The following is a 15,781-nucleotide window of genomic DNA, read 5'->3' as shown; positions in this document are numbered from 1 at the left end:
TCGTGCAATGCTACGGCAGAAATCATGCGATCAGTTCTGGGATCGGGCGGCCATGATCGACAATGGGAGTCGGACGACCGTTAAAGTCGTTGATGGTGACCTTGGAGGCATCAATGCCCAGATGGTGATAGATCGTCGCAAGAAAATCCCCCGCACTGCACGGCCGCTCGGTGACATCCTCACCCCGCTTGTCCGTGGCACCGATCACCGCCCCTGTCTGGATGCCCCCACCGGCCCAGATGTTGGAAAAGGCCCGCGGCCAGTGGTCTCGGCCCGGTTGCAGCGTGCCCGCAGGTCCGCTGGCATCTCCCGCCCCCGTGCTGCGGTCAAATGTGATCTTCGGCGTGCGGCCAAACTCGCCCGTGACGACCACCAGCACACGTTTGTCCAGCCCCCGTGCATAGATGTCTTCGATCAGCGCAGACACCGCCTGGTCATAGTTTCCCATGCGGAATCTCAGCGCCTCAAAGATGTGATGGTCCACCGCATGGTCGTCCCACACCTGCGTGCGCCCGCATAGAGGCCCGTGCAGGCTGCTGGTGATGATCTCCACCCCCGCCTCCACCAGTCGCCGTGCCAGCAGCAGCTGCTGCCCCCAGCGGTTGCGCCCGTAGCGGTCCCTCGTCCGGGCATCTTCCTTGCTCAGATCAAAAGCATCTCGCGTCTGGGCGCTCGTCAGCAGGGACATTGCCTGGGCCTCAAACTGATCCAGCGCATGGAGCTCTCCCTCTCGGTCAAACGCACGCTCCATCTTGTCAAGACTGCGCCGCAGCGCGACTCGGTCGCTGAGCCGGCGCGTTTCCGCCTCATCCGGCAGGCAGATGTTAGGCACCTCAAACCGCGGCCGGTTCGGGTCCTCGCTCACCGCAAACGGCGCATACGATGCCCCCAGATAGGCCGGCCCGCAGTAGGATGCATTGATCGGATTGACGCTGACGTAGTTCGGCATCTCCCGCAGCTGCTGCGGTTCCTGCGACCGCAGGTAGTGCGCCACGGACATCCAGTCCGGCAGACGCGGGGCCGGCTTGTCACGCGTGTCAGGATCTCCCGAGAGCATTTGCAGCGTCCCCGCCGGATGCCCACCCGCCGTTTGATTCATCGAGCGCAGCACCGTGAACTTGTCCGCAATTTTCGCCTGCAAAGGCATCAGCTCCGTGAAGATGGTGCCCGGCACCTTGGTGCTGATCGTCTTAAACGGCCCACGGTACTCGCTGCTGGCCTCCGGCTTTGGATCGTAGGTGTCGATGTGCGACTGCCCGCCCGGCAGCCAGACCATGATGATGGACTTCCTCTCACCTTTCGGCCTTGCGGCGTTCTCCGCACGCAGCTTCAGCAGCCCAGGCCAGCTCAGTGTCGCCATTCCAGACAGGCCAAACTGCATGAAGCTGCGGCGCGCCATGGGGCCTGCACAGCGGACGGGAGTAGAGAGCTGCATGAGGGTGGACATGAGGAAAATTCACGGTTCACGAAAAGCGGTCTCCCATCCCGTTGAGCGAGCTACTTCGCCCCAAACGCGATGAGCTCTTTCCCGGTTCCGTCCCACACTCGCAGGACGCTGTCTTCGCCGCCACCGATGACAGCGCTGCCATTGGGTGCGCTGACCGCAGCCTGCATGTAGTCCGGCAGGTTGGCCATGGCGCGGACTTCGGTGCCGTCATCTGTCACGATGCGGATGCGGTTGTCACCGGCGGACGTGACGATTTGATTCGTCGCGCCGATGAACTGCAACGACGTCACCTCCTTGGTCCAGCCCTCGATCTTTCGCTTCCGCTCTCCGATGATCATGTCCCACGTCACCACCGTGCCGTCCGCTCCTGCCGTGGCAAGCACACGCCCGTCACTGCGGAACGCGACCCCCATGACGTGGTGCGTGTGGCCTTCAAAGAGGTTCACCTGCTTGCTGGTGGCTATGTCTGTGACACGCGCGATTTTGTCTGCACCGCCGGTCGCAAGTCGCTTGCCGTCCGGGGAGTAATCCAGGCAGAGCACGGTGTCAGCATGCTTTTCCTTCCATGTCTGCGTGGCCTTTCCGGTGGCCACGTCAAAGAAGACGATTTCACCGCTGCGTGAAAGCTCCCCTCCCCCTGTCGCAAGGGTTTTGCCATCCGGGCTGAAACGCACAGCATTCACCCGGTCCGCAAAAAGCCCCTTTTGGTCGATCTTGCGCTCCAGCACCCACCGCGGCGAGCTTCCCGCCGTCTGGGAAACGGCCTTGGTCGCCACAAAGGAGCCGTCAGGCGCTGAGGCAATCGTAGTCTTCGTGGCGGCAGCTCCTGTGCTTTCTTCGATCGGCATGCCGCTGGCGGTTCCCCACACGCGCAGCCTGCCATCATCGAACAGCGAAGCCACCCGCCCCCCGTCTGCGGAGAAGGAAACTGCCATGGGCTTGGCCCCGGCCTTGCTGGCGGCCAGCTTCGCCGCAGCCAGATCCGCCTCAGCCTTCTCCTGCAACGCTTTGGCGGTCGCGATGGCCGCATTCGCAGCAGCCGCAGCTTTCGCATTGGCCGCTTTCGAGTCGGTGATGCGCTTCATGTCGTCCTCGGCGTCCTTCACATTGCTTTCGGCTGCAGAAACAGCCGCGAGCGCTGAAACCTCCGTCATTTTGGCGGTGATCAGCTTGTCCTGTGCATCCTTGAGCTGCTTCTCCAGCGCCGCATCCGGCTTGCCGCCTGCCGCCACCTCTTTGGCTTTTGCCGCAGCTTCATCGACGGCCTTTTGCGCGGTCTCCTTGGCTGCCGTTGTCGGCGGCACTGCTTTCTGTTTTTCCGGCAGCACCTTGTTCATCGCCACGATCGCGTCTTTGGCTTTGCCCAGCAGCACATCCAGCGCCTTGTCCTGTGCTTCGACGCGGGCGATCTCGCTCTTTTGAAAAGCCTGCTCCAGGGCCTGCGCCGCGATGGTCCACTCGAGTTCCGCCATTTTTTTCGCCGTTGCCACGCTGCCTCTCAATTCAATGACCGGCTTGGCCGTCACCGCGTCCCAGACACGCACCGAACCGTCATCACAGCCTGTGGCAACCTGCTTGCCATCGGCTGACATCGCGCTGCTCAGCACGGTCACTTTGCCCGTGGTTGCGATCTTTTTGAGCAAATCGGCGCTCGCAGGCGCTGAAGAAGCATTCGCAGCTCCGGCCGTCGGCTTGCCTTCCGCCAGCTTCCAGATCTTCACCTCACGGAAGCTGCCGCTCGCGAGCCGCGTACCGTCCGGACTGAAAGCCAGCGACTGCACCAGCGCGCGGTGCGCTGCACCATTCTTTTCGCCAGGGTCGCTGATCTGCGCAACAAACTGCCGCGTCGCCATGTCATAGACATAGATGTGGTTGGAGCGCCCGCAGGCCACATAACGCCCGTCCTTGGTCATCGCCACGCTGTAGATCGGATCGATGCTGGCTGAGAAGGCCTGGAGTACCACCGCACGCTCCACCATCACCGACCCCTTGGCCCCCTGGTCAATCCACTGCTTCAGAGTGGCAATCTGTTCAGGGATGAGGTTCACCGCACCGGATTTGTTGTTCGGCGGTGGCATCTCCATGTCTTTTTGATGCAGCGACGCCGTCACGATCAAGCTCTCCGCACCGTTTCCCGGGATGATCGCCGGTCCGCTTTCGCCCCCTTTGATCATCAGTTCCGGCGTCTCCATGTTCAGGTCTGCCTTTGTCGTTGTCTTGTTGTGACAAGAAATGCAGTTCGCCTTCAGAAAAGGGTAGACGTCGCGGTAGTAATCGAGGTCGGCCGCCATGGCGGCCGTCGAAAGGCAAACAAAGGCAAAGACGGATTGTGGCTTCATCACTTGCTGGCGGTGGTGGCTGCGGCGCTTTTCACCGAAACCCGGATTGGCTCTGAAATAAGAATCTCCACGGTGTCTGTGGGAGAGGCCGCCGTGGTGACGGCTTTCATGCGGCTGGATGCTGCCGCCATGGCTGCTTCCGCCTGCTTTTGCTTTTCAGCCGCTTTTTTCGCAGCCTCCGCATCGGTGGCGGCGATTTTTTTGGCCTCGGCAGCCGCTGCGGTGGCGAGCTGCTCCGCTTTCTTTTGCTCGGCCTCGGCCAGCGGCACGGCGGCGGGATTGTAGCGGTATTTGCAGATGCCCAGGCTCTGGAAGGCAAACGTGTAGTCTCCTGGTGCGATCTTGAGCGCCGCCAGGTCAATCACAGCCTCGTGTGTGGCTGCTTTGATCGGAATGTCGAATTCCTTGATGGCGCTGAACCCATCCCCGTAGGCTTTTACCTTGATCGAGCTGCCGTTGAACTCATTGCGCCACGTGAGTTTAAGCGGAATTTTCAGCGTCTCGCCAGCCTTGGCTTCAAAGACCTTGTTCTCCACCGCGGCAATCGTCAGAGGTGCCTGCTCAGAATCGCTCACAGAAACGGGAATGTCGGCCATCAGGCGTGGCGAGGGAATCTCCCCCTTCGCATCCTTCACCGGCCATTCCATGCTCGCCAGACGCACGGGGCGCGTCACAGCAGTGCCGTTCACCATCGCTTTGCCGGTGATGGTCGCCAGGGAGAATCCGCTTTTGGCATCGCCTGCGGCGGTCAGAATCAGGTGACCGTAAGGCTTGCCTTTGGCGATCTTGAGCCCGGCCGCGCTCACTCCGGGCGGCAGATTTTCCATGGTGATTTCAATCTCACCATCAAAGCCGTCACGGCGTTGCACCACGACCTCAAAAGCACGCGTCTCGCCTGCACGCAGCGCCATCGGCTTGGACAGCGCAGCGCGGTCTCCGTTGCGAAGCGTCATGTGCACAGCCCAGGCGGCAAGGGAGAAATCAGGGGCGGCCTGGCGCACAATGAGGCGATAGACATTGTTGGCATCGCTCCGCGTTCCGCCAAAAAGATCGCGCACCTGCAGCCGGTAGGTGCCGTCTTCCTTGACCTCAAACTTGCCGTTCACATCGGGGGAGCCGGCGTCATAAGGTGGGCCGTCGTACGAATAGCCATTGCTGGTCACCTTCATCGGTGGTGCGATGTCATACAGCTCCGCCACATCGGTCAGCGTCTCTTTGCCTCCGTCTTTCTTCACCTGCTGCACCAGCACAAAGGGGTCGGTGTTCAGGCCCAGCCGTTCCGAGGCCACCTCCACCCACCAGACCTCGCCTTTTTTGGCCGTGAATTCATAGGAATCCACATCCGCAGCGGGGAAGAACGAGCCGGCAATGTCACACGGCAAAGTGATTTTCTGCGCTTCAGCCGGCTTGTTGTTCGGCTCTGTTTCATTCGCCTTGGCATTTGCAGCCAGACCCGCTGGCGGCCATGACATGGCGCTCACAGTCTGTGTTTGCGGCTGCCGGGGCGCAGGTCCTGTGCCCGGCACTTCCTGAAGCGCGAGCCGGTAGAAAAGCCTTTCACCGCCTTGATACGTGAGATCGCTCACCTTGATGAGGTAGGTCCCGTCGGCAGGTGGCGTGAAATCGATCACCCCACCCGTGCGGTTGACCTTCAGGTCACCGCCTTTGGCATCTGCCAGGATCAGCACCGGCGTCAGCCGCGAGTCGATGCCCGCCGCCGCGCAGTCCACTGCCACACGCTTCCCCTTAACCCCCTTGAACGCATAAAAATCCACCGACCGCTTTGTCATCGTGGCATTGCAGATCGTGCCCACAGGCAGAACCATCGCTGTCTCCACAGTGTTGTTTGACTTGGTGCGTGTCACCTCCGGCAGCTTGTTCACCGAAAAGGCACGTGCCGAAGACACACCGAGCCGCGACATCACCCGGGCATCGTAAACCCCGACCGGTGCATCCGCCGCGATGCTGACCGTAAACTTGTTTTCAGCGCCCGCGACCGGCTGCGCCGTGATCTTCGGCGTCGAAAACAGCAGCGCGCTGACATTCTCCGTGTTCTCACCAGTGATGGTGACCTCCACGTTCGTTCCCGCCCGGCCGCCCATCGGCATGACGGTGAGCAGGCGAGGCAGCGGCAGCGTAACCTGCTGAGCGAAGGCCGAGGCGGCAAGCAGTGTGCAGACGGCTAGTGTGAGTGTGGATTTCGCGGACATAGATCAATGGTTGTACAAAAACTCCTTCGTGTTCAGCAGCGCCCAGAGCAGGTCTTCATAGCCGTTGCGTTTCGCACGCTGGGAATCGAGCGGTTTGCCTGCCGCATCATTGCGCGGCCTGGCGACATAATTTTCGCTGATCCGCACTTCATCGGCAGTGGGTTCACGGGAAAAAGCGGCCAGATAGAGCTCGCGAATGCGCTTGGGCTCGGGCATTTCGGCCTTGCTCAGAGATTCAGCACGCCCGCCGCTCGCAGTCAGCTTTGCCTTCACATCCGAGGCATTCATGAGGTGCAGGCTCTGGGCCAGGCTGGCGGATTGCACACGCTCACACTCGCAGACACTGGCGCCTTCAGGACGGCCGAAGACCTTTAGGAAGGGCGCGGCCCGGTTGTAGCTGTTGTCAGGCAGCGAAATGGCGCGTGTGCCGGCGGGCAGATCCGCAAAGTCAGTCTTGGAGCCGGTGACCATGTCGATGCTGTCGAGCATAACCTCGGCCGTCATGCGTTTTGGGTAGTAATGAGAAAAGGCCTGCCGGTCGATGGCATTGTGCTGGTTCGGCGTGGAGCTGAGCTGGTAGGTGTGGCTTTGCGCAATCGTACGCACGAGAGCTTTCAGATCGTAGCCGCTGTCTACGAAGCTTTTCGCCAGCGCGTCGAAGAGATCGGGATTCGTGGGCGGGTTGGTGTCGCGCAGGTCGTCCTCGGGCTCGACGAGGCCGCGCTTGAAGAAATGCTTCCAGTAGCGGTTCACCAGCGACTTGGCGAAGAACGGATTGTCCTTCTTGCTCATCCAGTCCACCAGCGCAAGACGCGGATCATCATCGGGGGCGATGCTGAGCTCAGGCTCTCCCAGGCCGGCGGGTTTCAGCATCACACGGGTTTTGCGGTGCTCCGTCTGCGCGACACCGCGCTTGTGAAAAATAAGGTCTTCACCCGCGATGGCGGTCGGCTTGCGGCCGATCTGGCTGAAGAACGCCGCGAGGTGATAATACTCCGCCTGCGTCCAGCGCTCAAAGGGATGATGATGGCATTGCGCGCACTGCATGCGCACACCAAGGAAAAGCTGTGCAACGTCTTCCAGCTGAGTCGTTGGCTCCTTCACGCGCTTGTACCATGCAACGGGGGGATTCGAAACAATCGTGCCTGTCGAAGCGAGGATCTGGCGCACGATCTGATCGTACTTGGTGTTCGCCAGCAAACTGTCGCGCATCCAGGCATGGAAGGCGAAGTTCGAGGTGATGTCCGCGGCTTCTGAACGTGTGTTTTTGAGCAGCGCAGTCCACTTGTTGGCGAAGTAGTCCGCGTAGTCAGGGCTGTTGAGCAGCGCCTCGATGGCGCGGTCACGCTTGTCCGGCTCACGACTGGCGAGGAAAGCCTTTGTCTCCTCCGAGGTGGGCAGCCGGCCGCCGATGTCGAGAGAGACACGGCGAAGGAAGGTTGAGTCATCACAGATGGGCGAGGGCGGCACGCCGATCTGCTTCAGATTGGCAAACACATGCTGGTCGATGAAATTTTTAACCGGCGGAAGCGACTCAACCGGAGCCCCCAGGGGAATCGAGACGCTGCAGACGGAAACACGGCCGCCGAAGCGAACCATCACCGCCACATTGCCGGGAATGTCCAGTGTCTTCACCAGCCCCTGCTCTCCAGCCTCCGCCATGGCGCGGTCATTGGCCTCGAAGAGCGCCAGCCGGGTCACATCGCGGTTGCTGCCATCGGAGTAGCGTGCGGTCACCTTCAGCTGCTGCGTGGTTTTGACCTTCATCGTGATGCGCGCAGGTTCCACGGAGATGCTGCTAAGCTTTGCCTCGTCTTTCTGCGCATAGTTCATGCCCTCTGCGATCCAGCGCACGAGGGTCTTGTAGTCTTCGGAACCTGGCTCCAGTTTTTTGCCGCCAGTGTGCGGCACGATGGCCGCACCTTTGGTGATGAGCAGGCTTTCTTCCGGGGCCGGCGGAAACACGCGCCGCCCTTTGCCCTGCTTCACGATGGCCTCGTAGTCTTCCTCAGGTTCAAAACCAAGCACACTGAGACGGAAGCCGCGCTGGCCTGTGATTGCCTTGGCATGGCACACACCGGCATTGCAGCCCGCCTTGGTAAGGATGGGCTGGATGTCGTTCACAAAGCTCAGCGGACGCGACGATTCCGCCGCCAGACCCGAACCGGCGAGCAGCACTAAAATCCATGCTTTCAGAAAGGCTTTCATTTGTATCACTTTAAACCTACGGCTTACGTCCCCTCTTTTTCGCACCGGGTGACTTTAGTACTAATTTCCAGCACAATGAGACATCTTGCCTTTTCCACCTTTCTTGCGCTTTCCACACCCTCCCTTGTCCTGGGCTGGGGAGAGCCTCACCATGCCATCACACGTGCGGCCCTAGAGGTGCTGCCTGCTTGGCAAAAGGAGGTGCTGGGTGGTGAATTGAAGCAGCTTGGCGACAAGTACTGCATGATCCCGGACCATGTATTTTCGGACAAGGAAAATGCCAAGTATGCCCAGATGGAGTCAGTGCCGAACGAGGTGTATTTGAAGATCCTGCACCTGCCGACTCAGCAGCCGGAGTACCTTGAGGTGATGCGATACTTCATGGAGCAGGCTGTTGCATCTTTGCGCAGCGGGAAGCTTGGCGATGCAGCGCGTTACATCGGCACGGTATGTCACCAGATTGAAGATTATGGCAGCCCTTCGCACACGGTGCCGGGAGACAACATGTTTACTCTGCTGCAGCAGTTCCTGCCCCCCACGGAGGCAATGAAAGGCCAGCTGATGCACGGACCGATTGAAAACGGGGATTTCAAGGTGAGCATCGAGGGCTACAAACCTGCACTTCTTGGCAACACGGTGAATGAAGCTGCATGGAGGCTCATGCACCGGGTGCATGATGAGATACTCAATGCACGCAGCACCACGGTTCCGATCATGCAGGCGCTGTACAAGGAGGACAAGGAAGACGTGGTGAAGCATCAGAAGCGAGCCGCAACGATGGACGCGCAGGTGGTGGCGGATGCGGTTTATACCATGATGTGCCTTGGGATGCAGAAGTTTGCAGCTGAGGAGCAGGAACTGCTTAAGCGGGTGCAGATTGGCGGCTTCTTTCCTCTGGAGGCGGCGAGTTGCTACTATCCGCAACAACAGTTTTTCAGCTCGCCGAACTGGGGGCATCCGAGGAGCGGGGTGATTTTGGAAGGTGGAACCAAGGAGATTCCGCTCAAACTTTGTGTCGGATCCAGCAATCAGGAGTTCAAAAACGGGATCAGCGCGGGCATGGGGAAGCCGCTGACGTTTTTGCTGCCGAAAGATGTTTATGCGCGCTTCACGGTGCTGGCGGGATTGCATCCGGAACTTGGAGCGAAAGGGCGAGTTGAATTCACGGTCAGCGGGGATGGCAAGGTGCTGACGACGGTGATTCTGAATGGGACTGATCCGGCGAAGTTGCTGGAATGTGATGTCGCGGGGGTGAGGGAGCTTCAGCTTGCGCTGACCTCACGGGGGCTGGATGCGAAGAGCAATTATGCGATCTGGGCGGAGCCGACGCTGGTGAAGAATTGATGTGGGACGTTGCTTTTGCAGGGCTGAGCTGAAGAATACTCAATAGCTCACGAAAGCGGTAGCTGCGATGCAGGCTTGCGCCGTGCATCTTCGCGACCGCACTCCAAAAGGGCTGGCGTGTTTTGTCGGCGTGACGTGATGTGCGAGGATTACTTGAGCTTTTGATCGAGCCACTGATAGGCGGCGTGGCGTTGGGGGTCGGGGAAGTCGTGGGGGGCGTCGGGGGTGAGGAGGGTGAGGTTTTTTTCGGCTTTGAGAAGGGTGTAGATTTCGGTGGCTTTGGTGAAGGCTTTGCGGACGCCGGTGATGTCGAAGTTGGTGTCGTGAAGAGGGGAGTTGGAGAAGACGGCGCGGGGGGCGATGGCGGCGAGGATTTCGTAGAAGTCGAAGGGGATTTTGCCGGCGTTGTTTTCATAGACATCGCGGATACGGGGCATGTAGCGATCACTGGTCCATCCGGCGACTTTGCCGCCGTAGTAGTCGTGGAAGGGGGTGAAGCCGCAGCTGGTGACGACGGCTTTGATGCGGTCGTCGAAGACGGCGGTGAAGAGGGCGTTGTGGCCGCCGAGGGAGTGGCCGATGACTCCGATTTTGTCTTTGTTAACCTGGGGGAGGGCTTGAAGGAGGTCGACGGCACGGATGTTGTTCCAGATGGCTTTCATGGAGCCGCTGACGCGGTGAGCGCCCTGGGTTTTGAAGTCGTAAGGGTATTCGCCGAAGGAGGGGTAGTCGGGGACGAGGCAGATGTAGCCGCGTTCGGCGAGTTCGTGGGCGTAGTGAAGGGAGGGCTTGCCGCCGAGGCCTGCGGGTTCGTCTTTGCCGATCTTGGTGGTTTGATGCAGGCAGAGCATGGCGAGGGCTTTGGTGGCATCGTTAGGGATGAGGAGCCATGCTGGGACGGTATCGCCGAGTTCGGGGGTGTAGTGGATTTTGCGGCGGAGGTACTTGGGTGTTTTTTCTTCGGAGATGATTTTTACATCGAGAGGTGTCCAGCGGGAGGTGTCGTGGAGGGGGCCCATGACCCGCTGCATGTTATTTTTGATGTCGGTGACGCGTTCGGCCCAGTCGGCGGCGGTTTGGACGGGGCGGCCGCGGACGGTGAGGAGGTTGGAGTGATCGGGGTAAGCGATGGCTGAGGGTGATTCGATGGGCTGGGGTTTTGAGGAGAGGAATTCTTTGGGCATCACGGTTTGCACGGCGGTCATGATGCGGTCTTCGACATCGGGGGCGAACTTGGTGGGACGGTCGTAGTAGACCATGGCGCCGGCACCTTCGTAGCCGCCTTCTTCGAGTACGCGGCGGGAGGGGACGTAGCAGGGGACGTCGTTGGAGTAGCCGTTCACCCACATGCGGGAGCGGTCGTATTCGCGTTTGATGCGGAGGGAGTAGTCGACGGTGATTTCACCTGGGAGGAAGACCATGGCCATGTCGTTGCCGAAGCTCCAGCGCTGGACGAGGTAAGGGAGATGGGTGGGGAGTTTTTCGCCGCGATCGAGACGGGCGAGGTTCTTTTTGGCGTGGTAGGAAATGGCAGGCGTTTTGGAGTCGGCGAGGGTTTGCCATTCTTCGCGGGTAGGGAGGGTGTCGAAGGCGAGGTCGATTTGTTTTGATTGGCAGGCAAGCGGGCCAGTGAGGGGTTTGAGTTCGCTGGTGGCGACGCGTTTGGCTTCGGCACCGAGGTCTTCGCCGTATTGTTTGACGAGTTCCATGGTGCGGCGGGGATTGGGGTTTTGATCGGCACCGCAACCGAGGGCGGTGAGGGCGATGGCTCCGGGGAATTCGCGCTGCAGGGCTTCCTGGGCGACGCCGGCCCAGTCGCCGTGAATTTCGTCGATGCCAATGGTGGTGCAGTGGCAGGCGTAGCTGGTGAAGATGGCGCGAACTTTGCCATCGGTGCCGGTGACGCGCAGGACGGGGAGGTCGTGATCGATGGGCTTTAATGGAAAAAGGCGGCGGTTGGCGGCGAAGCCGACTTTGCCGATGCCCCAGGCGAGGGAGGAGGGCTTTCTATTTGCGAGAGCGGCGCGGACGGCTTTTTCGATGTGGTCGGTGAGTTCGCGGGTGTAGCGCTCGATGGCGGGGAGGTGCTCGGCGGGAATGTCCATGCCAAAGAGATTGGGGAGCACGCCGATGAGCATGGGGGCGCAGTGGGTGTGGCTGGAGCAGATGGCGAAGCGGGCGTCGGTGGCTTTGGTGTCCTGCGTGAGACGACGCAGGACTTCGGCGCGCATGGAGGCGGGGATACCGACGTTGTCGACGGTGACGAGGATGGCGGGGCCTTCGGTGTCACTGCCGATGGCGAGGGCTTTGGCGAAGATGTGCTGGGAGACGCCGGTGTTGGGTGCGCGGCGGTTGCCGTAGCCGCTGAGGCGGACCGGGTAGTCCGGGGTGATGTCGATGGAGGCGGCGCCGGCGGGGAGGAGGGTGTCTGCGGCGAGGGTGGGGAGTGAGAGGAGCAGGAGGGAGAAGAGGAGGCGGAGGTGCATGGGCGGGCGTGTGTGGGAGGACTACGCGGGGGGAGGACTGATTTAACACCGCAGAGATTGGAAAAATGCGGAGTAAAAAATGGGGCAGAAAATTGACCGAATGCCATTCATGCCCATCAGAATTTTGCTCGACTTGGCAAAGCCCAATATAGCTGCTAGGATAACATTAAGGAGATTGATTTGCGTTAGATCACGAGGATTAAAATCAATGATCGTGATTTATTGAGCAGATGATTTTTATGGACGAATCCAAACTAAGACAACTAGCAAAAACCCATCTGCTTCCATGGTTTAGCGGAGCTTCGATAGATCAAAAAAGCGTGAAATCATCGACCAAAGATGCGCAAGTAGCCTTTGTCGATCCATGCACTATAGCTTTCAAAGCACAATCTGAAGATTCATTTCGTCTACATTTGAAACGCAGCCAAGCATTTGACAACCTTGGCGGCGGCAAGTTGGCAGAGATTGACCTTGTGAAAGCTTTTGTCCAAGTAGTGGGTAAAATGCAGGGAGGCTTAAATAGTTGGTATCAAGCAGATCTTGCCTCCATGTTTCCCAGACGCGTGATTGCGAAATCTCTCTGTTCTGTGAAGGTGGAAGAAGAAGCGTTTTTGTCCGTCCTTGATCAAATGTCACTTTGGGCAGGACGACAATATGAAGGCCGCCCTATCGCTGCCGCTATTGGGTTTTCACGCAAAGAATTCACAGGAGGCACACACTTTCGTGATATTTGCGATCACGATTTCAGCGCTGTGTTATCGAACGGTTTTGATACAATGTTGATTTGCGATTTTAACGGCAAAATTTGTGGTCATGAACAATTGAAGCAGCCTCCACACCCTCCGCCGTTCTCTCCAAATCGCTTACAGGCTATAGCCGAGTGGGCTAATGATGGCAATATTGCGATCGCGCTAAATCGAAGCGGGGACATTTTGATCTTCAGATCCAAAGAGCTTGTCTTTGCACGCCGAAGCGGAAAGTGGCATTATCTTAAGCATTCCCCGATTCTCACTCAAATGGGAAAACCTTCAGATAAGATAGTGAGACAAGCAGTATATGAAAGTGCACTGGATGCATCCTTCGCTAGGACTGGTGCATGCATTGGGGTGGTTTTGGCGGCTAATTCTAAAAAATGGAAAGACATCGCCACATCACGCGCGGACTATCTTTCTCCGGCTTCGTCTCCTAAAGGAAGGGCTATCGCTTCGATGGTCAATGGGGTTCTGTTTCAGAACCTTGACCGACGACTACGCCAAGAATTATTAGCGATAGATGGCGCTACGATCATAGACCACAAAGGCGTGATTTTGGCTGTCGGAGCAATCCTGAAAATAAAAGGAGGAAGTACTGGAGGAGGCCGTCTTGCTGCGGCGCGCGCTTTGTCTGCTTTGGGCGTGGGAATCAAAGTTTCTCAAGATGGAGGAATTCGTGGGTTCCACGAAACGCCGGAAGACATTTTTGATGATGTAACCGAGGTATTTTCAATTATGTGATAAGCACTCGGAGGTCAGGGGCCTGCGGCGGGCTTGGATTTGAGGAAGAGGACTTCGGCGCGTTCGACCCAGCCTTTGTGGAGGTCCATGCAGAACCAACCGTGGTGTTCTTTTGTTGATGCAATAACCGCTGCGTGCGTGGTGCCTGGCGAAGGGTGGAAAGGCGGTGGTCTACATCGAGGGCCGCGAGCTCGGAGCGGTTCGCTGCAGCGCATGGTCAGGCGCTTTGTTCATTGGGCCGGGCAGTCATTTCGGTGAAGTGGGCTTTGTCGCCTGTTCGATGAGCCAGGCACGCATGGCGGGGGCCGCCTTCATCGGGACGGTATGGCCACCGGCATCCTCAAAGATAAACGTGGTCGAGGCACCGGCAGCGGAGGCCTGGTCGATGATCTGCTGTGCCCGGGGCTTTGAGGCCGTCTGGCTGGAGACCATGAGATACGGCTTCCCCTTCAGCAGTTCGTAATGCTTCAGGCGGCCGCCGCCTTCGATGAAGAAAAAGGCGGAGAACTGTTTGGTGATTTCTCCGTCTGATTCATCGATCAGGCCCTGGGTGGCGTGAGCACCATTGGAGGAGCCGCCGATGATCATGTGGTTTTTGTCGATGTTCGGGACGACCTCGAATAGCTTGGCGAGCATGGCGCGGAAGAAGGGCCACATGTATTGGGCGTCCTCATCCCGCATGACGATATTGCCGCCGGGGTCCTTCGGAGCGATTTTTTTGAAGAAGGGCATGGAGGCGCAGACAAAGTCCTGGTCCGCGGTCATCGCTGACACGATGGCCGCCTTGGGCCCCCCATTGCCGCCGCTGCCGCCATGCAGGAAGACGAGGAGGGGGAACTTGCCACCCGGCGTGTAGTTCTTGGGGAGCGAAATCGACAATCGGGCCGGTCCTTTATTCGAAGTAGCCACCGCCCAGTAGGTCGGCGGCATCTCATGGAACGGAATGGAGAAGGTTTCCCCGGGAGTGAGCCGAGCCGCCGCATCGGCGCCGAGCCCGGTGCGGGACCCCAGACAAATGCTCAACAATCCGGCTGCAAACGTGGCAGTTCTGACGAGTTTCATTGGATGAGGCTTTCTGAGTTGGGTGCATGGAATCAGCGGATCCCGCGACTCGCGGCGGTCATATCGACGCGATACGGCGGTTTCCGAGCGAGCCCGCAGCATCGGCACAATCTTGGAGGTGCGAGGGCGGATGCAGAAACGCCTAACGCCCCCAAGCTTAGCGACCCGGAGCACTGGACGCAACGATTGCAACCGCGACGCGCCCACCAGGTTCGCTGCAGCGCATGGTTAGACGGCGTGGTCATACAAAATACCCTACACATGAAAACCCAAAGTACTCAACTCCCACAACGCCGACCTGCAGCCAATACCGCTTCGGCTCGCTCTGGCGAAAATGTGTACCCCAATTCGATGATGCCATGCCGGAGCAAAGCTCGACGAACAGGCAAGCAGCGAAATAAGATCCGACGAGGCCAACGACCAGGGAAATGCCAATGCCGTGCCGGTGATGCCAAAGCAACACCGCACTCGAGGCAACTGGAAGCAACAGCGCCAAGAACCATCTTAGTGAACGCCACGTACGGAAGTAAGACGCACCCCACGGGAACAGCGACACCAGTTTGGGTCGCTGCGCTACAGGGATGTTTTTGAGGTGTCCATGCATGGCGGCGGCGGAAGCACGGGCCGTGACAGCCGGAGTCGTTCGCTGCAGTGCATGGTCAGGCGGCTTCTGGTTGTGTGTCATCGAGAAATGCTGAAAACGATGGGAACTGCTCCCGAAACTCGTAACGCTCCATGTAATGGATCTGCCCAAGGGCGTCGCTAGAAACCTTCGTGTAAAGATAACCACCCAACAGATTCCCACCGATGCACATCAGTGACTTTTCCGGGATACCAATCTGCTTCCGATCATCATTCTTCAGAAGCTCATCAGCGGTCAGAAGAGAATCGACGACACCGGAGCGAGGCGGAAGGAAAACTCGAGCGTGATCGAGCAATCTGTCGCGATGAGCAACAAGGAAGCTCCGATAGTCTGCGGGCAAGCTAATCCCCAATCGCTTTTCAAGTTTCAGAACACTCGCGCTCATACGATGTCTTGGTCTCCTAACAGTGGAATCATCAACAGAATCGCAGGGGTTGCCCCAACACCATTATAATTGACGGGGTTGTTGTCATGTTGCGCAAAGTTACGCAAAAGTGTCGATTCGCACGCAAGGACTTGGTTATTTTGCCCCCTTTCGCCGGATAACGT

At 58.8% G+C, this 15,781-nt stretch carries 9 protein-coding genes; 2 read left to right on the top strand and 7 right to left on the bottom strand.

From position 1 onward, the window contains the following. Positions 1–22: 22 nt before the first annotated feature. Genes ACFQDI_RS05325 through ACFQDI_RS05310 form a run of 4 tightly spaced genes read right to left on the bottom strand, consistent with a single transcriptional unit; the run spans position 23 to position 8,204 of the window. The gene (locus ACFQDI_RS05325; protein ID WP_377164186.1) at positions 23–1,447 is read right to left on the bottom strand and encodes a DUF1501 domain-containing protein; all 1,425 of its coding nucleotides are present in this window, start codon (positions 1,445–1,447) and stop codon (positions 23–25) included. Between the two features lie 50 nt (positions 1,448–1,497). After that, the gene (locus tag ACFQDI_RS05320) at positions 1,498–3,786 is read right to left on the bottom strand and encodes a c-type cytochrome domain-containing protein (protein ID WP_377164184.1); all 2,289 of its coding nucleotides are present in this window, start codon (positions 3,784–3,786) and stop codon (positions 1,498–1,500) included. Continuing rightward, positions 3,786–5,996 (bottom strand): PPC domain-containing protein, encoded by a 2,211-nt coding sequence (locus tag ACFQDI_RS05315; RefSeq protein WP_377164182.1) that lies wholly within the window; start codon positions 5,994–5,996, stop codon positions 3,786–3,788. Before ACFQDI_RS05315 ends, ACFQDI_RS05320 begins: the two co-directional genes overlap by 1 nt. Positions 5,997–5,999: 3 nt before the next feature. Continuing rightward, entirely contained in the window at positions 6,000–8,204 is a 2,205-nt protein-coding gene (locus ACFQDI_RS05310; RefSeq protein ID WP_377164180.1) for a DUF1553 domain-containing protein, read from the bottom strand. A 75-nt stretch (positions 8,205–8,279) separates the two neighbouring features. Here ACFQDI_RS05310 and ACFQDI_RS05305 point away from each other — a divergent pair, with 75 nt between their 5' ends. After that, entirely contained in the window at positions 8,280–9,548 is a 1,269-nt protein-coding gene (locus tag ACFQDI_RS05305) for an NPCBM/NEW2 domain-containing protein (RefSeq protein WP_377164178.1), read from the top strand. A gap of 149 nt (positions 9,549–9,697) precedes the next feature. Here ACFQDI_RS05305 and ACFQDI_RS05300 read toward each other — a convergent pair whose 3' ends face one another. Continuing rightward, on the bottom strand, positions 9,698–12,034 hold the full coding sequence (locus tag ACFQDI_RS05300; RefSeq protein ID WP_377164176.1) for a neutral/alkaline non-lysosomal ceramidase N-terminal domain-containing protein: 2,337 nt from the start codon (positions 12,032–12,034) through the stop codon (positions 9,698–9,700). Between the two features lie 239 nt (positions 12,035–12,273). Between ACFQDI_RS05300 and ACFQDI_RS05295 the strand changes: the two genes are divergently transcribed. After that, complete coding sequence (locus ACFQDI_RS05295) at positions 12,274–13,527, top strand: hypothetical protein (protein WP_377164174.1); 1,254 nt, start codon at positions 12,274–12,276, stop codon at positions 13,525–13,527. A 246-nt stretch (positions 13,528–13,773) separates the two neighbouring features. Here the strand turns inward: ACFQDI_RS05295 and ACFQDI_RS05290 are convergent, their stop codons facing one another. Both ACFQDI_RS05290 and ACFQDI_RS05285 read right to left on the bottom strand, forming a co-directional pair. Continuing rightward, entirely contained in the window at positions 13,774–14,589 is an 816-nt protein-coding gene (locus ACFQDI_RS05290; RefSeq protein WP_377164172.1) for a hypothetical protein, read from the bottom strand. Positions 14,590–15,248: 659 nt separating this feature from the next. Then, positions 15,249–15,617, bottom strand: a complete 369-nt coding sequence (locus ACFQDI_RS05285) for an SMI1/KNR4 family protein (protein WP_377164170.1) — start codon at positions 15,615–15,617, stop codon at positions 15,249–15,251. Between the last annotated feature and the right edge of the window lie 164 nt (positions 15,618–15,781).

Origin of the sequence: Prosthecobacter fluviatilis (assembly GCF_042655725.1) — a bacterium.
Taxonomy (GTDB): Bacteria; Verrucomicrobiota; Verrucomicrobiia; order Verrucomicrobiales; family Verrucomicrobiaceae; genus Prosthecobacter; species Prosthecobacter fluviatilis.
This window is presented reverse-complemented; position numbering and strand designations above follow the sequence as displayed.